At 73.6% G+C, this 22,212-nt stretch carries 26 protein-coding genes; 11 read left to right on the top strand and 15 right to left on the bottom strand.

All coding sequences use genetic code 11. The annotated features are described in order from the left end of the window. Nucleotides 1-14: 14 nt before the first annotated feature. The 4 genes from D1J60_RS05995 to lnt all read left to right on the top strand — a co-directional run bounded on the left by D1J60_RS05995 (nt 15) and on the right by lnt (nt 3,329). On the top strand, nt 15-893 hold the full coding sequence (locus tag D1J60_RS05995; RefSeq protein ID WP_125595048.1) for an undecaprenyl-diphosphate phosphatase: 879 nt from the start codon (nt 15-17) through the stop codon (nt 891-893). A gap of 117 nt (nt 894-1,010) precedes the next feature. Beyond that, the gene (locus tag D1J60_RS06000) at nt 1,011-1,187 is read left to right on the top strand and encodes a hypothetical protein (RefSeq protein WP_125595047.1); all 177 of its coding nucleotides are present in this window, start codon (nt 1,011-1,013) and stop codon (nt 1,185-1,187) included. A 70-nt stretch (nt 1,188-1,257) separates the two neighbouring features. Then, the gene (locus D1J60_RS06005; protein ID WP_125820415.1) at nt 1,258-1,719 is read left to right on the top strand and encodes a nuclear transport factor 2 family protein; all 462 of its coding nucleotides are present in this window, start codon (nt 1,258-1,260) and stop codon (nt 1,717-1,719) included. A gap of 65 nt (nt 1,720-1,784) precedes the next feature. Then, on the top strand, nt 1,785-3,329 hold the full coding sequence (gene lnt / locus D1J60_RS06010) for an apolipoprotein N-acyltransferase (protein WP_125820416.1): 1,545 nt from the start codon (nt 1,785-1,787) through the stop codon (nt 3,327-3,329). On the opposite strand, the gene D1J60_RS06015 is transcribed toward lnt, so the two are convergent. Further along, nucleotides 3,268-4,179 carry a Gfo/Idh/MocA family oxidoreductase gene (locus tag D1J60_RS06015; RefSeq protein ID WP_125595044.1) on the bottom strand — a complete coding sequence of 304 codons (912 nt, stop codon included), beginning with the start codon at nt 4,177-4,179 and terminating at the stop codon, nt 3,268-3,270. The two genes, lnt and D1J60_RS06015, sit on opposite strands and share 62 nt — an antisense overlap. Nucleotides 4,180-4,263: 84 nt before the next feature. Here D1J60_RS06015 and D1J60_RS06020 point away from each other — a divergent pair, with 84 nt between their 5' ends. Next, the gene (locus tag D1J60_RS06020; protein WP_125820417.1) at nt 4,264-4,785 is read left to right on the top strand and encodes a DinB family protein; all 522 of its coding nucleotides are present in this window, start codon (nt 4,264-4,266) and stop codon (nt 4,783-4,785) included. A 108-nt stretch (nt 4,786-4,893) separates the two neighbouring features. Then, nucleotides 4,894-5,442: a hypothetical protein gene (locus D1J60_RS06025; protein WP_241253639.1), complete on the top strand. Its 549-nt coding sequence runs from the start codon at nt 4,894-4,896 to the stop codon at nt 5,440-5,442. A gap of 36 nt (nt 5,443-5,478) precedes the next feature. Here D1J60_RS06025 and D1J60_RS06030 read toward each other — a convergent pair whose 3' ends face one another. From D1J60_RS06030 to D1J60_RS06065, 8 genes are all read right to left on the bottom strand, one after another. Beyond that, entirely contained in the window at nt 5,479-6,048 is a 570-nt protein-coding gene (locus D1J60_RS06030) for a hypothetical protein (RefSeq protein WP_125595041.1), read from the bottom strand. A 50-nt stretch (nt 6,049-6,098) separates the two neighbouring features. Beyond that, nucleotides 6,099-6,767, bottom strand: coding sequence for a uracil-DNA glycosylase (locus D1J60_RS06035; RefSeq protein WP_125595063.1), 669 nt, complete (start codon nt 6,765-6,767; stop codon nt 6,099-6,101). 97 nt (nt 6,768-6,864) lie between these two features. Continuing rightward, complete coding sequence (locus D1J60_RS06040; RefSeq protein WP_125595040.1) at nt 6,865-8,448, bottom strand: ABC transporter substrate-binding protein; 1,584 nt, start codon at nt 8,446-8,448, stop codon at nt 6,865-6,867. A gap of 152 nt (nt 8,449-8,600) precedes the next feature. Next, on the bottom strand, nt 8,601-9,386 hold the full coding sequence (locus D1J60_RS06045) for an SDR family oxidoreductase (protein ID WP_125820419.1): 786 nt from the start codon (nt 9,384-9,386) through the stop codon (nt 8,601-8,603). A 27-nt stretch (nt 9,387-9,413) separates the two neighbouring features. Beyond that, nucleotides 9,414-10,175, bottom strand: a complete 762-nt coding sequence (fabG, locus tag D1J60_RS06050) for a 3-oxoacyl-ACP reductase FabG (protein WP_007262869.1) — start codon at nt 10,173-10,175, stop codon at nt 9,414-9,416. Nucleotides 10,176-10,311: 136 nt separating this feature from the next. Further along, complete coding sequence (locus D1J60_RS06055) at nt 10,312-10,695, bottom strand: DUF3037 domain-containing protein (protein ID WP_007262870.1); 384 nt, start codon at nt 10,693-10,695, stop codon at nt 10,312-10,314. Further along, nucleotides 10,692-11,537: a HipA family kinase gene (locus D1J60_RS06060; protein WP_125820420.1), complete on the bottom strand. Its 846-nt coding sequence runs from the start codon at nt 11,535-11,537 to the stop codon at nt 10,692-10,694. The genes D1J60_RS06055 and D1J60_RS06060 overlap by 4 nt, the downstream gene beginning before the upstream one ends. Before the next feature lie 18 nt (nt 11,538-11,555). Further along, nucleotides 11,556-12,170, bottom strand: a complete 615-nt coding sequence (locus D1J60_RS06065) for a cysteine hydrolase (RefSeq protein ID WP_164720849.1) — start codon at nt 12,168-12,170, stop codon at nt 11,556-11,558. A gap of 76 nt (nt 12,171-12,246) precedes the next feature. On the opposite strand from D1J60_RS06065, the gene D1J60_RS06070 reads away from it, so the two are divergent. Next, nucleotides 12,247-12,720 (top strand): pyridoxamine 5'-phosphate oxidase family protein, encoded by a 474-nt coding sequence (locus D1J60_RS06070; protein ID WP_125595037.1) that lies wholly within the window; start codon nt 12,247-12,249, stop codon nt 12,718-12,720. Nucleotides 12,721-12,753: 33 nt separating this feature from the next. Here the strand turns inward: D1J60_RS06070 and D1J60_RS06075 are convergent, their stop codons facing one another. Beyond that, nucleotides 12,754-13,653 carry a LysR family transcriptional regulator gene (locus D1J60_RS06075; protein WP_125595036.1) on the bottom strand — a complete coding sequence of 300 codons (900 nt, stop codon included), beginning with the start codon at nt 13,651-13,653 and terminating at the stop codon, nt 12,754-12,756. A 38-nt stretch (nt 13,654-13,691) separates the two neighbouring features. Between D1J60_RS06075 and D1J60_RS06080 the strand changes: the two genes are divergently transcribed. Further along, entirely contained in the window at nt 13,692-14,693 is a 1,002-nt protein-coding gene (locus D1J60_RS06080; protein ID WP_125820422.1) for a DMT family transporter, read from the top strand. Nucleotides 14,694-14,765: 72 nt separating this feature from the next. On the opposite strand, the gene D1J60_RS06085 is transcribed toward D1J60_RS06080, so the two are convergent. Continuing rightward, nucleotides 14,766-16,097 carry an aminotransferase class I/II-fold pyridoxal phosphate-dependent enzyme gene (locus D1J60_RS06085; RefSeq protein ID WP_125820423.1) on the bottom strand — a complete coding sequence of 444 codons (1,332 nt, stop codon included), beginning with the start codon at nt 16,095-16,097 and terminating at the stop codon, nt 14,766-14,768. Between the two features lie 37 nt (nt 16,098-16,134). Between D1J60_RS06085 and D1J60_RS06090 the strand changes: the two genes are divergently transcribed. Then, the gene (locus D1J60_RS06090) at nt 16,135-16,803 is read left to right on the top strand and encodes a pyridoxamine 5'-phosphate oxidase family protein (RefSeq protein ID WP_125820424.1); all 669 of its coding nucleotides are present in this window, start codon (nt 16,135-16,137) and stop codon (nt 16,801-16,803) included. Here D1J60_RS06090 and D1J60_RS06095 read toward each other — a convergent pair. Both D1J60_RS06095 and D1J60_RS06100 read right to left on the bottom strand, forming a co-directional pair. After that, nucleotides 16,785-17,774, bottom strand: a complete 990-nt coding sequence (locus D1J60_RS06095; protein WP_241253167.1) for an EamA family transporter — start codon at nt 17,772-17,774, stop codon at nt 16,785-16,787. The genes D1J60_RS06090 and D1J60_RS06095 overlap by 19 nt on opposite strands. Before the next feature lie 230 nt (nt 17,775-18,004). Beyond that, entirely contained in the window at nt 18,005-18,970 is a 966-nt protein-coding gene (locus D1J60_RS06100) for an EamA family transporter (protein ID WP_125820425.1), read from the bottom strand. 170 nt (nt 18,971-19,140) lie between these two features. On the opposite strand from D1J60_RS06100, the gene D1J60_RS06105 reads away from it, so the two are divergent. Beyond that, entirely contained in the window at nt 19,141-19,569 is a 429-nt protein-coding gene (locus D1J60_RS06105; RefSeq protein ID WP_125600149.1) for an SRPBCC family protein, read from the top strand. 115 nt (nt 19,570-19,684) lie between these two features. Here the strand turns inward: D1J60_RS06105 and D1J60_RS06110 are convergent, their stop codons facing one another. Beyond that, a complete protein-coding gene (locus tag D1J60_RS06110; protein ID WP_125820426.1) occupies nt 19,685-20,299 on the bottom strand; it encodes a PadR family transcriptional regulator in 615 nt (204 codons plus the stop codon). Nucleotides 20,300-20,500: 201 nt separating this feature from the next. Between D1J60_RS06110 and D1J60_RS06115 the strand changes: the two genes are divergently transcribed. Continuing rightward, entirely contained in the window at nt 20,501-21,319 is an 819-nt protein-coding gene (locus D1J60_RS06115; protein ID WP_125820427.1) for a PhzF family phenazine biosynthesis isomerase, read from the top strand. Between the two features lie 13 nt (nt 21,320-21,332). Here D1J60_RS06115 and D1J60_RS06120 read toward each other — a convergent pair whose 3' ends face one another. Then, entirely contained in the window at nt 21,333-22,130 is a 798-nt protein-coding gene (locus D1J60_RS06120; RefSeq protein WP_185899547.1) for a CPBP family intramembrane glutamic endopeptidase, read from the bottom strand. Nucleotides 22,131-22,212 lie beyond the last annotated feature (82 nt).

A 22,212-nucleotide genomic window follows, 5' to 3' on the forward strand; every position in this document is an offset into this window, starting at 1 on the left:
GAGCGCACCCCGACATGAGCTGGTTCGAATCCCTAATCCTCGGTCTCGTCCAAGGGCTTACGGAGTTCCTCCCGATCTCCTCCAGCGCCCACCTGCGGCTGACCGCGGCTTTCGCGGGCTGGCACGATCCGGGTGCGGCCTTCACGGCCATCACCCAGATCGGCACCGAGGCCGCCGTGCTGATCTACTTCCGCAAGGACATCGGCCGGATCATCTCCACCTGGTTCCGCTCCCTGTACACCAAGTCGCTGCGCTCCGAGCAGGACGCCAAGATGGGCTGGCTGGTCATCGTCGGCTCGATCCCGATCGGCGTCCTCGGCGTGGCGTTCAAGGACCAGATCACCGGCCCCGCGCGTGACCTGCGGCTGACCGCGACCACCCTGATCGTGATGGGCCTCGTGCTCGGCTTCGCCGACTGGCTGGCCTCGCGCGACGAGGAGGGCGGCCGGCACCGCGTGGTCAAGCAGCGCAAGACGCTGCGGGAACTGGGCGTCAAGGACGGCCTGGTCTTCGGCCTGTGCCAGGCGATGGCGCTGGTCCCGGGCGTCTCCCGGTCCGGTGCGACGATCTCCGGCGGTCTGCTGCTGGGCTTCACCCGCGAGGCGGCGGCGCGCTACTCCTTCCTCCTGGCCATCCCGGCGGTGCTGGCCTCGGGCGCGTTCGAGATCAAGGACGTGGTCGAGAACCCCGGACACATCTACTGGGGGCCGACGGTCTTCGCCACGGTGCTCGCCTTCTTCGTCGGCTACGCGGTCATCGCGTGGTTCATGAAGTTCATCTCCACCAAGAGCTTCATGCCGTTCGTGATCTACCGGATCCTGCTCGGCATCGCGCTGTTCGTGCTCATCGGCATGGACGTGCTCAGCCCGCACGCGGGCGAGTCGGGCTCCTGACCCGGCCGGCCGGACCATGGCCGGAACTCGACGCGGGGGCCGCCCGGGAACGTTCCCGGGCGGCCCCCGCGTCGTTGTCCCCGCAGAGGCCTGGAACCGAACAACAGGGGGTGTCCCATGGGCCGCGTGGTACTGGAGCGTTTCCCGGCGGGGAGTCCGCGGGGGAGCTGGCCCGCGGAGGAGTACGCGGCGCAGCGCACGCGCGAGGGCGTGCCGGCGGAGGTGGTCATGGACCTGGCCACCGACGCGTTCCTGGTCGTGATCCGGCAACGGGAGGCGCATTCCGGTCACTGAGCGGGGGCCGGCGCGAAGCAGTGACCGCACGCCCCTTGGCCTCGCCGCCCCGCAGCCCCAGACTGACCCGATGACGCAGCGTGTGGACCTGGCGACGGTGCTGGACCGCCTCGCCATCGACGAGGTGGTCTCGGGGTACGCGGCGGCCGTCGACGACGGGGACTGGGCCGCCTACCGCGCCCTGTTCACGCCGTCCGGACGGGCCGACTACAGCTCGGCGGGCGGGGTCGAGGGCCCCGCTGCGGAGGTCGCCGACTGGCTCGCGGAGACCATGCGGCTGTTCCCGGTGCGCCAGCACCTGATCGTCAACCGGGTGGTCCGGCTGGAGGACCGGGACGGCTGGCCCGGGGACTCGGCGGAGGTCCGGGCGGACTTCCTGAACCCGATGCGGCTGGCCGGCCCCGACGACACGGGCACGGCCCCCAACTTCGTCGCCGCCGGCCGCTACTCCTTCGCCCTCGCCCGCACCCCGGACGGCTGGCGGCTGACGGGGGTCACGGTCCACGAGAAGTGGCGCCACATGTCGGCCTGACCCGGTCCCGGGCCCCGGGCCGCGCCCGGCCGGGGGCGGCCCCACACTGGAAGCGGAGGCGCGTCATGCTGCTCGCGAAGCGGACCCTGCGGTGGCGTGCGGCGGCCGCGGTCGCCGCCGGGGCGCTGCCCTGCCTGGCCTTCCCCGCGCCGGGGCTGTGGTGGTCCGCGTACGTCGTCCTCGTGCCCTGGATGCTGCTGCTGCGTTCCGCCCCCAGCGGGCGGCGCGCCGCGCTGGAGGGCTGGCTCGGCGGGGCCGGGTTCATCGTGGCGGTGCACCACTGGCTGCTGCCGAGCCTGCACGTGTTCCTGGTCCCCCTCGCCGTGCTGCTGGGGCTGCTCTGGATCCCGTGGGCGCTGCTGGTGCGGGAGTTGCTCGGCGGTGTGCCGGGCCCGCGCCGGGCGGCGGCCGGGCTGGTCCTCGTACCGGCGGGCTGGCTGCTGTCGGAGCTGGCCCGGTCCTGGCAGGGGCTGGGCGGGCCGTGGGGGCTGCTCGGGGCCAGTCAGTGGCAGATGCCGCCGGCGCTGCGGCTGGCCTCGGTGGGCGGGGTGTGGCTGGTGAGCCTGCTGGTGGTGGCGTTGAACTGTGCGGTGGTGCTGCTGGTGGCGGTGCCGCGGGCGCGGGTCCCGGCGGTGGCGTCGGTGGCGGGGTGCGCGGTGCTGACCGGGGTGGTGTGGCTCTGGCTGCCGCGGCCCGAGGTGTCGGGCGTGCTGCGGGTGGCCGTCGTACAGCCCGGCCCGGTGGGCGGGGCGGACGGGGCGGAGCGGCGGTTCGACGTCGAGGAGCGCCTCACGCGGGGCCTGGCCGGGACGCACCCCGACCTGGTGGTGTGGGGCGAGAGCAGCGTCGGCGCGGACCTGGCGGCGCGGCCCGACCTGTCGCGGCGGCTGGCGGCCCTGTCGGCGGAGCTCGGCGCCCCGCTGCTGGTCAACGTGGACGCCCGGCGCTCGGACCGGCCCGGGATCTACAAGAGTTCGGTGCTGGTCGCGCCGGAGGGGCCCACCGGCGACCGGTACGACAAGATGCGGCTGGTCCCCTTCGGCGAGTACGTGCCGGCCCGCGCGGTGCTGGGCTGGGCCACCTCGGTCGGCAGGGCGGCGGGCGAGGACCGGATGCGCGGCGCGGCCCCGGTCCTGATGGACCTGCCCGGCGGGGTGCGGCTGGGCCCGCTGGTGTGCTTCGAGTCGGCCTTCCCCGACATGAGCCGGCACCTGGTCCGCGAGGGGGCCGGGGTGCTGGTCGCGCAGTCGGCGACCTCGACCTTCCAGGACAGCTGGGCACCGGCTCAGCACGCCTCCCTGGCGGCCCTGCGCGCCGCCGAGACGGGCCGCCCGGTGGTGCACGCCACCCTGACCGGTGTGAGCGCGGTGTACGGGCCCTCGGGCGGCCGGGCCGGGCCCGCCCTGCCCACCACGGCGAGCACGGCGTCCGTGTACGAGGTGCCGCTCGCCCGGGGCACGACCCCCTTCGTCCGCTTCGGGAACTGGCCCGCCGGCGCCGCCCTGGCCGCGCTGGGGCTGTACTGCGCGGCCGGCGGGGTGCGGGCGGTCAGGCCCGGGAGGCCTGCTCCAGAGCCGTCAGCACCACCCGCTCGCACAGTTCGTGGGTGAGCAGGGCGTCCCGGGCGCTGAGCACCGTGCCGCTCTCCACGGCCTCCAGGAAGGTGTCCACGGCCTGCTCGATGCCGCGCTGGCGGGCGACGGAGACCCAGTCCCCCCGCCGGCGCACGGTGGGCTGGCCCCGGTGGTCGACGACCTCGGCGAGGTTGGACACCTGGCGCTTGGAGTCCTGGCCGGACACCTCCAGGACCTCCTCGGCGGATCCGGACCGCCGGTTCATGATCCCCAGGGCGGTGAAGCCCTCGCCGGACATCTGGAGCACCACCTGGGACATCAGCCCGTCGCGCACCACGGCCCGTACGTCGACGTGGTCGGCCTCGCCGGGCAGCAGGAAGCGCAGGGTGTCGACGACGTGGATGAAGTCGTCCAGGACCAGGGTGCGGGGGTCCTCGGGCAGACCGACCCGGTTCTTCTGCATGACGATCAGGTCGCGCGGGTGGTCGGCGCACAGGGTGTAGCCGGGCGCGTGGCGGCGGTTGAAGCCGACGAAGAGTCCGACGCCGAGCTCCTCGGCGCGTTCCACCAGGCGCCGCGAGTCGGCCAGCTCGTAGGCCAGCGGCTTGTCCACGTAGGTCGCCACGCCCGCCTCCAGCAGCCGCTCGACGATCACCGGGTGGGTGTCCGTCGGGGCGTGCACGAAGGCGGCGTCGAGGCCTTGGGCGAGCAGGGAGTCCAGCGTGGTGTGGCGGCGCTCGCGCGGTACGCGGTGGGCGTCGCCGATCCGTTCGAGGGTGGCCGGGGTACGGGTCTGCAGGTGCAGCTCGATCCCGGGACGGGTGCCGAGGACGGGCAGGTACGCCTTCTGCGCGATGTCGCCGAGTCCGATGACGCCGACCTTCACCGGGAGCCTCCTGGTATGTGCCGTATGGGACAGCGGCAGCTTAATCCCTGGTGGGAGGGGGCGCGTTCGTCCAGGATGTGGACCATGACCTCCAACGGATCACACCGCCCCGAACCCTCCACCACCGCCGGCGAGCGGGAGATGCTGGACGGCTGGCTCGACTACCACCGTTCCACCCTCGCCTGGAAGTGCGAGGGACTCTCCGAGGAGCAGCTGCGCCTCACTCCGCTCACCCCCTCCACGCTGAGCCTGATGGGCCTGGTGCGGCACATGGCGGAGGTGGAGCGGTACTGGTTCCGGGAGATCGGCCTGGGCGCGGACCTTCCCGACCTGTACAGCACCCGGGAAAACCGGGACGGAGACTTCCACTTCACCGACGCGGACACCTGGGCCGACGCCGAGAAGGTCTGGCGGACCGAGGTCGAACTGGCCAAGCAGGCGGCCGCGGACCGCTCCCTGGACGACCTGTCGGACGCCGGGAGCCACCACCGCGGGGAGGTCTTCAGCCTGCGCTGGATCTACACCCACATGATCGAGGAGTACGCCCGGCACAACGGGCACGCGGACCTGCTGCGCGAGCACGTCGACGGCGCCACCGGCGAGTAGCCGGGCCCGGGCCGGTGTCCGCCGGACACCCCCTCCCCGTCACCCGTGCGGGGTGAATATCGGCCCAGGGTTTTCACAACGGGGTGCTCGCACAGCAGAGTTGCGCGGGTGCACCCAACCCGAACCTCGACGAAGCTGCTCCTCGGCGCCGCCTGTACCGTCTCGGCCGTCTCCGGCTGCGTGAACGTCAACCCCGTCCAGCCGGTCCCGGCGGCGGCCCCCGTCGGCGGGCAACCGCCCCGGCACGAGCCGCGCGGCGGGCCGGGGGCGCTGCCCGTGGCCGTCCAGGCGCCCGCCCTGGAGGCCCTGAAGGCGGTGCCCCGGGAGGGCGTGCGCCCGTCGGCCCCGACGGCGGCGGGCCGGGGCGCCGCGCGCGCGGTGCCCGGGCCGCGCACCGGGGACGGGGAGGCCGCGGGGCCCGCCGCCGGGGTGCCCGACATCCCGGTGCCGGCGGAGCCGGGCGGTCACGGCGAGGGGGTCCCGCGGGGGCGTGCGCACGGCGCGGGGCAGCACGCGGGGCTGCCGCCCGGCCTGGCGCGGGAGCTGCCGGCCCGGCCGGCGGACGTGTGCGCGCTGGGCCGGCGGCACGGTGACTGGGACCCGGACGGCCCGGAGGCCCGCATCTGCGCGGGCGTCGAGGGCGCCGGGGCCGACTGAAGACCGGCAGGGGCCCCTACGAACCCTGGACGCGGCCTACGCCTGCTCGGGGAACGGTCTGGGCCCCGGGCCCGCCTCCGCCGCCAGCCGGCGCTCCAGGCGGGCGATGGCGGCCCGCACCCCGTTGCCGTACCCGTCGTCGGACAGCGCCCCGGTGGCCGCCCGGGCCCGCGCGAGGTGGACCCGGGCCTCGTCGGGCCGGCGCAGCTTGGCGTAGTCGGCGGCGAGGCTGAGGTGCAGCGACGGGTAGAACACCCGCACGGCCGGATGCGGCTCGGCCGGCCCGGGCGGGGCCTCCCCGAGCCGTTCGCCGAGGCAGTCGGCGGCGGTCAGCGCCCGCAGGTCCCAGGCCAGCTCGTCGGCGGGGTCGTCCTGGGCGTCGGCCAGGTAGTGCGCGAGGGTGCAGCGGTGGAGGGAGTCGCCGTCCGCGCCGATCTCGGACCAGATCTCGCCGAGCCGGTTGCGGGCCTCCTCGCGGTCCCCGGCGTGCAGCAGGATGACGGCCTGGCCGATCCTGGTCATGACGGCGTCCTCCGACGCCTCCTGCTGCTGCTCCCTCAACGGGGCCTCCGGCTCGCTCCGCCGGACCCGCTCCGGTCCGGTCATCACGAAGCTAGCCGCAGGCACCGGCTCTGGCGCCGAGGCGCGGGGTGGTGTCAGCCCAGGTCCGGGATCCGCCAGTCGATCGGCTCATGGCCCTGGGCCGCGACGGCCTCGTTGATCTGCGTGAAGGGGCGGGATCCGAAGAACTTCTTCGCCGACAGCGGCGAGGGGTGGGCGCCCTTGACGATCACGTGGCGCTCCTCGTCGATGAGCGGGATCTTCTTCTGCGCGTAGGCGCCCCAGAGCACGAAGACGACCGGGTCGGGGCGCTCGGACACGGCGCGGATCACCGCGTCGGTGAACTTCTCCCAGCCCTTGCCCTTGTGCGAGTTGGGCTCGGCCTCGCGGACGGTGAGGACGGCGTTGAGCAGCAGGACTCCCTGCTCGGCCCACGGCATCAGGTACCCGTTGTCCGGGACCGGCAGGCCGAGCTCCTCCTTCATCTCCTTGTAGATGTTGCGCAGCGAGGGCGGGGTCTTGACCCCGGGCTGCACGGAGAAGCACAGGCCGTGTCCCTGGCCGGCGCCGTGGTAGGGGTCCTGGCCGAGGACCAGGACCTTCACCTTGTCGAACGGCGTGGCCTCCAGGGCCGCGAAGACCTGCTCGCGGGGCGGGTAGACCGGCCCGTTCGCCCGCTCCTTCTCGACGAACTCGGTGAGTTCCCTGAAGTAGGGCTGGTCCAGCTCCCCGCCGAGAACGGGGAGCCAGGACTCGGGCAGCATCTGGGTCACGTCGACAACCTCCGGTACAAGTTCGTGCAACTGATCCGAACCTACCGGGGACCACTGACAACGCCGCCACCCGGGCACCGCCCCGGGGTCACCAGCTGGTCTTGCGGCGCAGCTCCCACATCTGCATGGCGGTCTGCGGGTCCAGGGCCCGCTCGGCGCCGGCGATGTCCTCGCGCGCGCCGACGTACAGCTTGCCCTGCCACAGCGGCAGCAGCCGGACGTCCTGGGCGAAGATCTGCTGGGCCTCCTCGAACTCCCGGACACCGGCGGACCGGTCGCCCTCGCGGCGGGACTTGGGCAGGAGCTCGTTCTGGATCTTCGCCGGCTCGTACGGGGTACCGACCGCGTTCTCCTTGCCGACGAACGGGGCGATGAAGTTGTCGGGGTCCGGGAAGTCGGGGAACCAGCCTCGGCCGAAGACCGGGTACTGGCCGTTCTGGTAGCCCTCCTGGAAGGTCTTCCACGGCTGGCCGCGCAGGTTGATCTTGAAGAGTTCGCTCTCCTCGAGCTGCCGCTTGATCTCGGTGAACTCGTCGGCGGTGGAGGCGCCGTACCGGTCGGTGGTGTACCAGAAGGTCAGCTCGACCTTCTGGGTGATCCCGGCGGCCGTGAGGATCTTCTTGGCCTTGGCGACGTCGGGGTTGCCGTAGATGTCGTAGAAGGGCGTCTTGTGGCCCACGACGCCCTTGGGGACCATCGAGTACAGCGGCTCGGCGGTGCCCTGGTAGACCTTGGAGACGATCGCGCCGCGGTCGATGACCTGGGCGATGGCCTGGCGCACGGCCGGCTTGTTGACCTGCGGGTCGTTCGGGTTGAAGACCAGGTAGCGGATCTCGGCGCCGACGTTCTCCACGACTTGGACGCCCTGGGCGTGCGAGGCGGGGGTCTGGAGGTCCTTGATCTCCGCGGCGGAGAGGCCGCGGTAGGTGGCGTCGATCTCCTTGCCCTTGAGGGCCGCGATCATCTTCTTCGAGTCGGCGAAGTAGCGGATCGTCACGCCGTCGTTCTGGCGGTTGGCGAAGCCGGTGTAGCTCTCGTTGCGGCCGAGGACCGCCTCGCCGCCCTCCGTGTACGAGGTGAGGACGTAGGGGCCGGAGCCGATGACCTTGTTGTCCTGGCGCACCTTGTTGGCCGGGTACTCCTTCGGCGCGACCAGGGAGGCGGCCGGGGAGCCCAGGACGTAGGGGAAGGTCGCGTCGGGGGTCTTCAGGTGGAAGACGACCGTGAGCGCGTCCGGCGCCTCGATCTTGTCCAGGCTGTTGAAGAGGCCGGCCGGACCGGACTTGTGGTTGATCGTCCTGATCCGGTCGAGGGAGTGCTTGACCGCCTTGGCGTCCAGCACCTCGCCGTCGGAGAACTTCAGGCCCTTGCGCAGGACGCAGCGGTAGGCGGTGTTCGCCGCGTCGGTGAACTCGCAGGTCTGGGCCGCGTCCGGCTGCGGCTTGGTGCTGCCCGTGGGGAAGGCCAGCAGGGTCTGGTAGACGTTGCGGTACAGCTCCCAGGAGCCGTCCCAGGCCGCGGCCGGGTCGAGGGTGCTGGGCGCGCTCATGGTGCCGACGGTGATGCGCTTCGCGGCGGCGTCATCGTCGTCCGCGAACAGGCCGCATCCTGCCAGCAGGGATATGGACGCAACGGCCGCAGCGATCTGCAGGCATCTGGTCCGGTTGAACACGTGCACGCTCCTCGATCAGCCAGGGGTGCGGCAGACCCTACCGCAGTGCCTCACAAATCCAATGGGTAGGTTTCGTGAGGCACTTGACCGATTTAGGACCGATTCGATACGCATTTGCCTCCCGTTTGGAGGCAAATGCGTCCGGTTATCGGTCAGTGCACACCGGCATTGAGGAACATTCCCCCGTCGACGACGAGAGTTTGTCCGGTGATCCATTCCGCTTGTGCAGATGTCAGGAATGCGGCGGCCCCGCCGATGTCCTCCGGGACCCCCAGCCGGCCGAGCGGATAGGCCGCCGCGGCCTCCTGCTCGCGGCCCTCGTAGAGCGCCTGCGCGAACCTGGTCTTGACCACCGCCGGGGCGATCGCGTTGACCCGGACCGCCGGCGCCATCTCGTGCGCGAGCTGGAGGGTCAGGTTGATCATCGCGGCCTTGCTCATCCCGTACGCCCCGATGAAGGGCGAGGCGGAGACCCCGGCGATGGAGGCGATGTTCACGATCGCCCCGCCGTGGTCCTTCTGCCAGGCGTGCCAGGTCCGCTGGGCGAAGCCGAGCGCCGAGATCACGTTCGTCTCGAAGACCTTGCGCGCCACCCCGAGGTCCAGGTCGGCGATCGGGCCGAACACCGGATTGGTGCCCGCGTTGTTCACCAGGAAGTCGACGCGGCCGAAGGCCTCCATCGCCCGCTCCACGGCCAGGGCCTGGTGGGCCTCGTCGTGCGCCTTTCCGGCCACGCCGATCACCCGGTCCGCGCCGAGCCGCTCCGCGGCCTCCTTGAGCGCGTCCTCGTTGCGCCCGGTGATCACGACCCGGTCGCCGCGGGCGACGAGCGCCTCGGCGATCCCGTAGCCGATCCCCCGGCTCGCCCCCGTGACCAGGGCGACCTTGCCGCTGCCGGTGCGCCCTTCGCTACCGCTGTCCGTGCCGTTGTCCGTCATGTCGTGCACCCGCCTCTCGTGGGACCGTCAGTTGAGCGGGCCGCCGGCCACGTACAGGACCTGGCCGGAGACGAAGCCGGCGTCCTCGCCCGTGAAGAACGCGATGGCGTTCGCGATGTCGTCGGGGCGGCCCACCCGCTGCACCGGGATCTGGGAGGCGGCGGCCAGCTGGAACTCCTCGAAGCCCATGCCGACGCGGGCGGCGGTCTGCGCGGTCATCTCGGTCACGATGAAGCCCGGGGCGACGGCGTTGGCGGTGATGCCGAACTTGCCGAGTTCGATCGCCAGGGTCTTGGTGAAGCCCTGCAGGCCGGCCTTGGCGGCGGCGTAGTTGGCCTGGCCTCGGTTGCCGAGCGCCGAGCTGCTGGAGAGGTTCACGACGCGGCCGAACTTGGCCTCCACCATGTACTTCTGACAGGCCCTCGCCATCAGGAACGCCCCGCGCAGGTGCACGTTCATGACGGTGTCCCAGTCGGTGTCGCTCATCTTGAAGAGCAGGTTGTCGCGGAGCACGCCCGCGTTGTTGACGAGGACCGTCGGGGCGCCGAGCGTGCTCGCGACCCGCTCCACGGCCGCCTCCACCTGGGCGGCGTCGGAGACGTCGCAGCCGACCGCCAGGGCCCGGCCGCCGGCCGCCGTGATCGCCTCGACGGTGTCCTTGCAGGCGGCCTCGTCGAGGTCGAGCACGGCGACCGCCCGGCCTTCTGCGGCCAGCCGGATCGCGGTGGCCGCGCCGATGCCCCGGGCCGCCCCGGTCACGATGGCGACACGCTGCTCGGTGGTGGACATGCTGTTCTCCTCGCCCTTGAGAGGCGGCCGCCCGGAGGTGAGCAACCGCTTAGTAGCCTCAGCTGAGGAGACGCTAGGAGCCCTGACACCCCGTGTCAACGGCTCCCGGCGGCGGCGGCGCGGACCTGCCCGGAAATCAGCGGACGAGCAGCTCCAGCAGGCGTTCCACCTCGGCGGCGGGATCGGCCGTCAGGCCGGTGTGCACCGGACCGGGCTGCACCACCGTGCTGCGGGGGGCGATCAGCCAGCGGAACCTGCGCCCCGCGTCGTCGCCCGCCGCCTGCCCGGCCTCCTCGCCGCCCGCGCACAGCCCCTCGACCGCGCGCAGCGCGGCCCGTACCCCGGCCACGTCGGCCCCGGGGTCCAGGGCGAGGAGCTTCGCCTCGTCGAGGTGGGTGCGCGCGGCGACGTAGGAGTGCGCCCGGCAGTAGACGATGACTCCGGCGTTGAAGCACTCGCCGCGCTCCATCCGGGGCACCACGCGCACCAGCGCGTATTCGAACACGTCCCGCTTGGTCACTCGTCGCCGCTCTTCTGCTTGTTCTTGTCCGACTGGGGAGGGAGGCGCTCGGCGAGCCAGCCCGGCGGACCGGACCGCTGCCTGACCTCGGCCTCCATGGTGATCCTCTCGTGGATCGTGGCGGCGCGCGGCAGCAGTGCCTCCACGTAGGCGCGGCGCACCGCGTCGGTGGAGCCGAAGCCCGGCTCGTCGACGAGCCACTCGTCGGGGACGTCGGCGGTGACCTCGGTGAGCAGTTCCTCGGTGACCAGCGGGGCCAGCTCGGCGGCCGCCGCCGCGATGTCCGGGCCGACGGGGGCCAGGACGTGGTCCGAGGCGTTGTAGGGCTTGGCGGAGGCGGCCTGGGCGGTGGGCCAGTTGTGGTGCCAGATCATGGTGGCGCCGTGGTCGATGAGCCACAGGTCCCCGTGCCAGACCAGCATGTTCGGGTTGCGCCAGGACCGGTCGACGTTGTTGATCAGCGCGTCGAACCAGACGACGCGTCCCGCCTCGACCGGGTCGGTCCGGTACGCGAGGGGGTCGAAGCCGATCGAGCCGGGCAGGTAGTCCATGCCCAGGTTGAGCCCGCCGCTGGCCTTGAGCAGCTCCTGGACCTCCTGGTCGGGCTCGCCGAGCCCGATGACGGGGTCGAGCTGCATCTGCACCAGCCGCGGGACCCGCAGGCCCAGCCGCTGGGCGAGGCGCCCGCAGACGACTTCGGCGACCAGGGTCTTGCGCCCCTGGCCGGCTCCGGTGAACTTCATGACGTAGGTACCGAGATCGTCGGCCTCGACGATCCCCGGGAGCGAGCCGCCCTCACGCAAGGGCGTGACGTAGCGGGTCGCGATCACTTCGGACAGCATCCGCCCAGGTTACGGGGGTCAGCGCGGCTGAGCCCACCGCACGAGCAGGGCTTCGGCCGTGGTGACGGCCGCCACCAGCGCGAGGGAGTTGCGGATCACCTCGGCGGTGCAGGAGGCGGGCACCCCGGCGATGGCGTCGGAGGGGACCACGACCTCGTAGCCGAGGTTGACGGCGTCGAAGACGGTGTTCGGGATCGCGATGTTCGAGGAGACCCCGGTGACGACGAGCGTGCGGACCCCGAGGTTGCGCAGCAGGGCGTCCAGGCCGGTGCCGGCCATCGGGGAGAGCCCGTGCAGCCGGCGGACCACGAGGTCCCGGCCGTCCACGGTGATGGGGGCGGCGACCCGCACCGCGTCGCTGCCGGTGAGCTGTCGTACGGGCAGCTTCCCGGCGGCCCGGAAGAGCCGTGCGTTGGTGTTCGCCCCGAGCCCGTCGGGCCGCCGTTCGGCGACCGCGTGCACCACCTGTACGCCGGCTCCGCGCGCGGCGTCCACGAGCGCGGCGACCCGGTCCAGCATGCCGGAGTCCCGGGCCTCCTTCGCCAGCTCGGGCAGGGCGCTCTCCTCGCCCACCACACCGTTCTGGCACTCCACGGTGAGCAGCGCGGTGGTGGACGGATCGAGTTCCGGCATGACTCCCCCTGGCGTGGCGACGGAAGAGCACGCATGATTCCTGACACACAGTCAGATGTGAAGGGGTGCGGGACGGATGGACGGGACGGGCGCCGGGGCGGCGCAGCGGCGGGGCCGACGGATCATGATGAGCGGCAAGGAGGTGGACGCGTTCCTGCGGGAGCAGCGCACCTGCCGGGTGGCCACGGTCTCCCCGGACGGGCGCCCGCACGTGGGCGCCCTGTGGTTCGCCTGGGACGGCACCTCGATGTGGCTGTACTCGATCACCCGCAGCCGCCGCTGGGCCGACCTGCGGGCCGACCCGCGGATCTCGGTCGTGGTGGACGCCGGGGAGGAGTACGGGGAGCTGCGCGGGGTCGAGCTGTCCGGCAGCGCGGTCTTCGTGGGGGAGGCGCCGCGCACCGGCGAGCCCTGCCCCGAGCTGCTGGAGCCGGAACGGCTCTTCCCCCTCAAGAACTTCGGGATCGAGGAGATGCCGCACGACGGCCGCCACGCCTGGATCCGCCTCACCCCGGACTCGGTGGTGTCCTGGGACTTCCGCAAGATGTGAGGGCTTCGGACATGACCAGGTGGTGACCGGCGGCTACACCGCCGCGGCCGCCTCCGTCAGGGCGGCGACGGCGGCCCTGACGGAGGGCCGGCGGCCCGCGTCCGTCCGCCAGACGACGTACACGTGGCGGCGGACGGTGTCGACCGCCGGCAGCAGCCGCACGCCGGGCGGCACCGGCCCGCGGCCCAGCCGGGGCGTGACGCAGACGCCCAGCCCGGCCTCCACGAAGGCCAGCTGGGTGTGGTGCTCCTCGGCGATGTGCGCGATGCGCGGTTCGACGCCGATGCCGCGCAGGGTGAACACCAGCCACTCGTGGCAGAACTGCCCCTCGTTCCACGAGATCCAGTCGTCGCCGGCGAGGTCCCCGAGGGAGATCTCGGCGCGCCCGGCCAGCGGGTGCGCCGCGGGGACCGCGATGTCGGCGGCGTCGTCCAGCAGGTGGGCCCGGGACAGTTCGGCCGGCACCGGCATCCGTTTGTTGTGCCAGTCGATGGCCAGCGCCATGTCCAGGTCGCCGCGCACGACGGCCGCCATGCTCTCCTCCGGCTCCCGTTCCCGCACCATGGCCCGCAGTTCGGGATGGGCGGCCCGCAGCGCGCCGAGGGCGCGGGGCAGCAGCCCCCGCATGGCGGTGGGGAAGGCCCCGATCCGCAACTCCCCCACCGCACAGCCCCGCTGGGCCTCCACGTCGGCCTGCGCGAGCTCCACCTGGGAGATGATCCGGGCGGCGTGGTCGGCGAGCAGCCGCCCCGCGTCCGTGAGCCGGACCCCGCGCCCGTTCTTGGCGAGCAGCGGCTGGCCGACCTCCCGCTCGAGCTTGGCCATCTGCTGGGAGACCGCCGATGTGGTCACATGGAGGCCGCCCGCGGCGCCGCTGACCGAGCCGTGGCGGGCGAGGGCGTCGAGGGTGCGCAGGCGCTCCAGGTTCAACATGTAAGCGATGCTACGCCTTCCCTCCAACGAACTCTCGCTTGTCCTACGAGGTCGGGCACAGCAGAGTGAACCGCATGAGCGCACCGACCACCTCCCGCCCCACCGCCCACTCCCCCGTACGGCAGCCGGCCCGCCGGGGCACCGGTGGTGCCGCCCGCCTGGACTGGCGCGTGCGGTTCGCCCTCCTCTCGGTGGTGTGGGGCTTCAGCTTCCTCCTGATCAAGGTCGGCACCGAGGCGTTCGCGCCCTTCCAGGTCGCCCTGGGCCGGGTGTTCTTCGGGGCGCTCGCCCTCCTCGTGGTGCTGCTGGTGCGCCGGGAGCCGCTGCCGCGCGGCCGGCGCACCTGGGCCCACCTCACGGTGGCGGCGCTGCTGCTGAACACCGTCCCGTTCTCGCTCTTCGCCTACGCCGAGCAGAGCATCCCCTCCAGCCTGGCGGGCATCTGCAACGCCACCTCCCCGCTGTGGGGCATGGCGCTCTCGCTGGTGGCGCTGTCCGAGGACCGCCCCACGCGCCGCCGCTTCGCGGGCCTGGGCATCGGCTTCCTGGGCGTCCTGACGGTGCTCGGCGCCTGGCAGGGCTTCGCGGGCGTCGACGCCAGGGGCACCGCGCTGGCCCTGCTGGCCTCGCTCTCCTACCCCATCGGCTGGATCTACGTCCGCCGCACCCTGGCCGGCACCCCCGGCTCCCCGGTGGCGCTCACCGGGGCCCAGCTCATGGTCTCCACGGTCCAGCTGGCCGCCGTCAGCGCGCTGTTCACCCCGGCCCCGGCCGGCTTCCCGCTGTGGCCGACGCTCGCCGTGGTCGCGCTGGGCGCCCTGGGGACCGGAATGGCGCTGCAGACGCAGTACGGGCTGGTGTCGGAGATCGGGCCGACCACGGCGCAGATGGTCACCTATTTCATCCCGGTCATCGCCACCACCGCCGGCGTCCTGGTCCTGGGCGAGCAGCTGCACTGGAACACCCCGGTGGGCGCGGCGGTCATCCTGGCGGGTGCGGCGCTGACCCAGTCCCGCTCCGCCCCGCGCAAGGCCGCCTGACCGGCCCGGACACCACCCGCCCCACGCCCCGCGCCCCGCCCCCGCCGCACGCCGCGGCGGGGGCTGCCGCGCTCAGTCGAAGCGCCCCTGGGCCTCGGGGCGGACCGCCGCGGCCACCGCGTCGGCCAGGCCCCCGACCTCCGCCGGATCCAGCCCGGAGACGGTGATCCTCACCCCGGGGCCCGCCTGGACGCGGTAGCCGGCCCCGGGGCGCACCGCCCAGCCGGCGGCGAGCAGCCGGGTGACCGCGGCCGTCTCGTCGGCGACGGGCACCCACACGTTCATCCCGCTCCGCCCGTGCGCCCGTACGCCCCGCTCCGCGAGCGCGGCGACCAGGCCGTCCCGGCGCAGCCCGTACGAGCGGGCCACGGCCGCCCGGTCCACGGCGCCGGAGGTCCACAGGTCGACCACCGCGTACTGGAGCAGCCGGCTCACCCACCCCGGGCCCAGCCGCTGCCGTCCCCGGACCCGGTCCATCGTCACCGCGTCCCCCGTGAGCACCGCGAGCCGCAGGTCGGGGCCGTACGCCTTCGCCGTCGAGCGGATCAGCGCCCAGTGCCGGGTCACCCCGCCGAGGGGGCACAGCGGCAGGTCGACGATCCCGTGGCCGTGGTCGTCCTCGATGAGCAGCACCTCGGGACGCCCGGCCAGCAGCTCCCTGAGCCCCGCCGCCCGAGCCACGGAGACGGCGGCACCGGTCGGGTTCTGCGCGCGGGCCGTGACCACCAGGGCCCGGGCCCCCGCCTCCAGCGCCCGCGCCACCGACTCCGGCACCGGTCCCTCGTCGTCGACGGCCACCGGGACCACCCGCAGGCCGAGGGCGGGGGCCAGGTCCAGCACGCTCCCCCAGCCCGGGTCCTCGACGGCCACCGCGTCCCCGGCCCGCAGGTGCGCGGCCAGCACGCGCTCGATGCCGTCCAGGGCCCCCGAGGTCACCGCGAGGGCCCCGGCCGGGACCCCGTCGGCCTCGAAGCCGGCGCGGGCGAGCCGGGCGAGGTCCGGGACCACCGGGTCCTGCCCGTACAGGGTCGGGGCTTCGGCGTACCGCCGGGCGGCGGCGGCCAGCGCCCCGTCCAGCGGGGGCAGCAGCGCCAGGTCCGGGTTGCCCTGCGCGACGTCGCGCACGCCCTCGGGCACCGGCACGCGCCGCACGTCGCGCGGGGCGGTCGCGGGCCGGGACCGGACCCGGCTGCCGCGCCGCCCGTCGGTCTCGATGACCCCGCGTTCGCGCAGGGTGCGGTACGCGGCGGCCACGGTGTTGGGGTTCACCCCCAGCGCGGCCGCGAGTTCACGCATCGGCGGGAGCAGCGCCCCCGGGGCGAGCGCGCCCGATCCGACGCCGGTTTCGACACTGGCCGCGATTTCCGATGCGCGGCGCCCACTGATCAGATACTCTCCTAGCACAAACGACATTATGCACTAGTGCAATGGAGTACGCACCATGAGCGCCACCACCGTCGCCGACTACGAGCCCACCGACCGCACCGTCCCGAGCCGCGCCCGCCAGCGGGCGCGCTACGACCGCGAGACGGTGCACTCGATACTCGACCAGGCCTACCTGTGCCACCTCGGGTTCGTCCGCGACGGCGCCCCGGTGGTCCTCCCCACGCTGTACGGCCGGGTGGGCGAGACCCTCTACGTGCACGGCTCCACCGGATCGCGCCCGCTGCTGGCCGCCGGGAAGGCCGACCCGGGCCTGGCGGTCTGCCTCACGGTGACGCACGTGGACGGTCTGGTGCTGGCCAAGTCCGCCTTCCACCACTCGATGAACTACCGCTCGGTGGTCGTGCACGGCACCGCCTACCAGGTCACCGACGAGGAGGAGTGCCGGATCGCGCTGGACGCCCTGGTCGACCAGGTCGTACCCGGCCGCTCGGCGGACTCCCGCCCCGCCAACGCCAGGGAACTGGCCGCCACCGCGGTGATCCGCCTGGACCTGAACGAGGTGTCCGCGAAGGTCCGCACGGGCGGCCCGAACGACGACGCCGAGGACCTGGACCTGCCCTTCTGGTCGGGCGTGGTCCCGGTGGCACCGGCGTACGGGACCCCCGTCCCGGCCGCCGGCCTGGCCCCCGGCATCGCCGTCCCGGATTACATCACCGCACTCTGAGGCTCCTGGGCGGGCCGGTCCTCCGGCCCGCCGCCGGCCACGCGGCGCGCACTGCCACCGGGCCGGCCCGCCTCGGCCGCGATCAGCGCCCCGACCGCCGCCAGCAGCAGTACGGTGCCCAGCACCACGGCGCCGGTCAGCCGCTCCCCGAGCACCGCGACGGCGATCACCGCCGCGCTGACCGGCTCGATCAGCATGACCACCGACACCGTCGCGGCACGCACCGCCGCCGCCCCGGTGAAGTACAGCGCGTACGCCAGCGCCGTCGGCACCACGGCCACGTACACCAGCAGCCAGAGCACCCGCGCCGGCTCGGCGGTGTGCGGCAGCAGCCCCTCCGCCGCCGCGAGCGGCAGCAGGCACACCGCACCCACCGCCACCGACCACGCGGTGGTGACCAGCGGGTCCCCGCCCGCGCCGCGCCGCCCGAGCCACCGCGCCCGCAGCGTCATCGCCGCGTACCCGGCGGCGGACAGCAGCGCCCAGCCGACCCCGAGCGGCCGCACCTCACCGCCCCCGGAGCCCAGCACCAGTACGGCCAGTCCCGCCAGGGCACCGACGACGGCGGCCACCCCGCCCCGGCCCAGCCGCTCGCCCATCCAGTACCGGCCGCCCAGCGCGATCAGCACGGGCCCCGCCCCGAGGGTGACCACGGTGCCGACCGCCAGGCCGGTCTCGCGCACGGCCCCGAAGTAGGCGGCCTGGAAAAGGGTGAACATCAGCCCGGTGGCGATCAGCGAGGCCGCCGACGGCCGGACGGGCCGGGCCGCCCGCGCCGGGCGGCGGCGTACGGCGAGCACCCCGAGGAGCACCGCCAGCCCGCCGGCGCAGCGCCAGAAGGACAGGGCGAGCGGACCGAGGTCACTGGCCAGGAAGAGGAGGGAGGCGGCCGCCCCGGCGGTGCCCCAGGCGGCTCCGGCGACGACGAGGTACAGCAGGCTGCGCCCGGCGGCGGGCGAGTGGTTCGACACGTGTTTCTCCGCGCATGCGTGAAGGACGAGGACAGGAGGTCATCGCTTCGCGGGCAGCGCGTACCGGCCCGGGGGCTCCCCGGGCGGGTTCGTTCGTCGTGCTGGAGGCAGCCGCCCGCGCTAGGCGGCCGGCGGCGGAAGAACCGCGGAGAAAACGGTGGAAGGCATGTCCAGCACCCTACGCGGCCTCCGGCGCCCGGACCACCCCTGACCGGAATCCCAGCCCCCGGCTACGCGCTGCTCGGCTCCCGGTCCTGCACCGGCGGCAGCGGCGCCTCCTGGACGACCACCGGCGCGGGCCGCGAGGACTGCGCGATGAAGGCGCCCCCGAGCACCAGGGCGCCGCCCAGGACCTGCGGTCCGGAGAGCTGCTCGCCGAGCAGCACCCAGGCCAGGACGGTGGCGACGACCGCCTCCAGGCAGGCCACCACGCCCGCGACCTGCGGCGAGAGCCTGCGCACCGAGACCACGCCGGTCAGGTACGCGAACACGGTGGCGACCAGCACCACCCAGCCCAGCAGCGCCAGGGCCGGGACCCGGACGTCGCCCATGGCGGCGTCCCCGCCCAGCACCTGCCAGTCGATCTGCCACGGGCGGGCGATCACGGTCATCACGAGGGCGCCGACGACCATGCCGTGCGCGATCACGCCCAGCGGGTCCGGCGCGTCCTCGGCATCGGCGCCCTGGTCCGCGAAGACGAAGTAGAAGGCCTGGCAGCAGGCGGCCGCGAGGCCGAGGAGCACCCCGAACAGGTCCAGGCGCAGCCCGGCCCAGATCTCGACCACGCAGGCCAGCCCGGCGACGGCCACCGCCGCCCCGGCCGCGGCCGCGCGGGTCACGGGCTTGCGCTGCACGAAGCGTATGTAGCCGAGCAGCAGCGCGGGGCCCAGGTACTCCAGCAGCAGGGCCACGCCCACCGGGATCCGGGACAGGGAGGCGAAGTAGAAGGCCTGCACGCCCGCGACGGCGACCAGCCCGAAGCCGGCCAGCAGCAGGGGCTTGCGCCGCACCAGGGCCCGGTGCCGCCAGGCGAGCGGGGAGAGCACCAGGGCCGCTCCGGCCACCCGGAGCCACACCATGTGCAGCGGGTCCAGACCCGCCTCGATCAGCGGCTTCGCCGCGACACCCGAACCGCCGAACGCGCATGCCGAGACGAGGGCGAGGCCCAGTCCGGCGTTCTTCCCTGACGCTTGCATCGGGCCATCATGGCAGGGCCGGACAGGAGCGTCACCCGCGAGACACCTGTTGAGACACACCCGAGATCATCCGGCCGGGGAACCCCGTACCTGACAGGTCGTCAGTCTTGTATGTTCCGCCCGCCGGGGCTACCTTCCGCCGCACGTACCCGACGAGAAGGGGTGGACGCATGGCTGAAGTCACCGCGGAATCACGCATCGAGGCGCCCGCCGCGAAGCTCTGGGCCCAGCTGACCGACTGGGACGCGTACGGGCAGTGGAGCATGACGCACACCGACTTCCCCAAGGGCGGCCCCCAGACCCTCGCGGTCGGATCCACCTTCAGCGAGAACATGAAGATGATGGGATTCCCCGCCGAGGTCCTGTGGACGGTCTCGGAACTGGAGGAGCAGCGCGTCTTCGCCATCACCGGCAAGGGCCCGATGGGCGTCGCGGTGCTCACCCGCTACACCCTGACCCCCGACGGCGGGGCCACGAAGGTCCGCATCGACGGGGAGTTCACGGGCGCGGCCGTCTCCCTGATGGCGGGCAAACTCAAGGACTCCGCGACGGCCGCGCTGAACGAGTCCCTGCGCAAGCTGGCCGGCCTGGTCGCCTGACCCCTGCCCGGGTCCGGGGCCGGACGCACGACGAGGCGCGCCCCGCGAGCGGACTCGCGGGGCGCGCCCGCGCGTGCCCGGCCGGTACGCGTCCCGGCCGGGCGCGCGTCCCGTCTCAGTGTTCGTCGGCCAGGATCAGGTACAGCTTCTTGCGGGCGTCGTTGATGACCGCGAGGGCCTTCTCCCGCTGCTCGGGCGAGCCGGTCTTGAAGACCTGCCCGAAGGCCTCCATCAGCCCGCCGGCGGCGGCACGGACCTCGTGCACCGCCTCGAAGTCGAAGCCGCGCCCGGCATCCGCCCAGGGGGCGTCGGGGCCCGACTCGGCCTCGGCGCGGCCGGCGTCGGTGAGCGTGAACAGCTTCTTGCCGCCCTCGCTCGCGCTGGTGATCAGCCCCTCGTCCTCGAGCAGCTGCAGGGTCGGGTAGACCGAGCCCGGGCTGGGCTTCCACGCCCCGCCGCTGCGCTCGCCGATCTCCTGGATCATCTCGTAGCCGTGCATCTGCCGGTCGGCGAGCAGCGCGAGGATCGAGGCGCGTACGTCGCCCCGCCTGGCCCGCCCGCGCGGTCCGCCGCGTCCGCCCCGCCCACCGAAGGGCCCGCCCCCGAAGGGCGGCCCGAACGGGCCGAAGGCGGCGCGCAGCCCCCTGAACTCCTCCCGACGGTCCGGCCCGCAGTGGCCGTGGCCCCGTCCGTGGTCATGTCCGTGGTCGTGCTGTCCGCGTGAACGCATCACTGCGCTCCTTTCGTCATCTCTGCCATGTCCGTCATGCCAGTCGTCGTTTCGACTCCCTCACTATCGCTGACCCATCGCGATGCGTCAACGATATATCGGAAACTATCGCCGACGGTCGTCCGAGCATGGCCGTGACCAGGCCAGTCACCCGGAATTGGCCTTTGTCCGTCATCGGAGAACCGCCCTACGGTCGGCCCCATGCGCATCCGAATCGTCGACGCCTTCACCGACCGCCCCTTCCAGGGGAACCCCGCCGGAGTCCTGCTCCTCGACGGCGGCTTCCCCCCGGACGCCTGGCTCCAGCGGGTCGCCGCCGAGGTGAACCTCTCCGAGACCGCCTTCGCCCACCCGCTGCCGCCCGGCGGCGACGCCGAGTGGGCGCTGCGCTGGTTCACCCCGGCCGCGGAGGTGGACATGTGCGGCCACGCGACCCTCGCGACCGCGCACGTCATCGCCGCCGCCGGCCTCGCCCGGGGCCCGGTCCGCTTCGCCGCGCGCTGCGGGGTCCTCACCACCGACGTCGCCGGGGACGGGACCGTCACCATGGACTTCCCGACCTCGTCCCTGACCCCGGTGGAGCCGGTCCCCGCGGTGGAGCGCGCGCTGGGAGCTCGGGCCGAGTCGTTCCACGACACCGCCGAGCACATCGGCGACCTGCTGGTGGAACTGGCCGACGAGCGGACCGTGCGCGAGCTCGCACCCGACCACGCGGCCCTGCGCGCCTACGCGCGGCGCGGGGTCATCGTCACCGCGCCGGCCGAGGACCCCTCCCGCGGCTACGACTTCGTCTCGCGCGGCTTCTTCCCCGCCGTCGGCATCGACGAGGACCCGGTGACGGGCAGCGCCCACACCGCGCTCGCCCCCTTCTGGGCGGCGCGCCTGGGCCGTACCGAGCTGACCGGCCTCCAGGGCGGGAGGCGCACGGGCCTGGTCCGGGTCCGCCTCGCGGGCGACCGCACCCTCCTGACGGGCCGCGCCGTCACGGTCGTCGACGGCGAACTGCTCACCGCCCCCTGACGCGCCCGGACGGCTACGGCGTCGGCAGCCAGCCGACCTTGCCGGCGAGCAGGGCGTACCCGCCGAAGGCCACGATGTCGAGCAGGGCGTGCGCGACGACCAGGGGGCCGACCCGGCCCCAGCGCCGGTAGGCGAGGACGAAGACGACGCCCATCACCATGTTGCCGATGAACCCGCCGATGCCCTGGTAGAGGTGGTACGAGCCGCGCAGCAGGGAGCTGGCGAGCAGCGCGGCCGTCGGCGACCAGCCCAGCTGCCCGAGCCGGCGCAGCAGGTACGCCAGCACGATGACCTCCTCGACCACGGCGTTCTGCACCGCGGAGAGGATCAGCACGGGGAACTTCCACCACACGTCGGGCAGGGCCTCCGGCACCACCGTCAGGTTGAAGCCGGTGGCCCGGGCCGCCAGGTAGAAGGCGAGCCCGGCGCTGCCGATGCCGGCGGCCACGAGCGCGCCCCGGGCCAGGTCCGGTCCGGGGCGGGTGCGGTCGAAGCCCAGCACCCGCAGCCCGGGCGCACCCTCGCGGGTCAGCAGGTGCGCGACGAGGAGCACGGGGACCAGCGCGGACGCGATCCCGAACAGCTGCCAGGCCAGGTCCAGCCACGGCCGCCCGGGCGCGTAGGAGCCGTTGAGGGTGGCGGCCTGGTCCTTGAGGCCGCCCGGCTTGGTGAGCGAGCCGATGAAGCTGATCAGCGCCGAGACCCCGCTCGCGCCCAGCGACAGCGCGAGCACGAGCAGGGTCTCGGTGCGCAGGACCCGGCGCCCGTCCTCGCGCAGTTCCACGACCACCGGCTCCGGCTCGACGCGCACGCCTGACTCCCGTCCCGTTGCGACCACCACCCCATACTGCCTCCTCGGCGGCGGGAGCGGATCAGCGGGCGGGGACCGGCGC

Origin of the sequence: Streptomyces sp. W1SF4, assembly GCF_003950035.1 — a bacterium.
Lineage (GTDB): Bacteria > Actinomycetota > Actinomycetes > Streptomycetales > Streptomycetaceae > Streptomyces > Streptomyces racemochromogenes.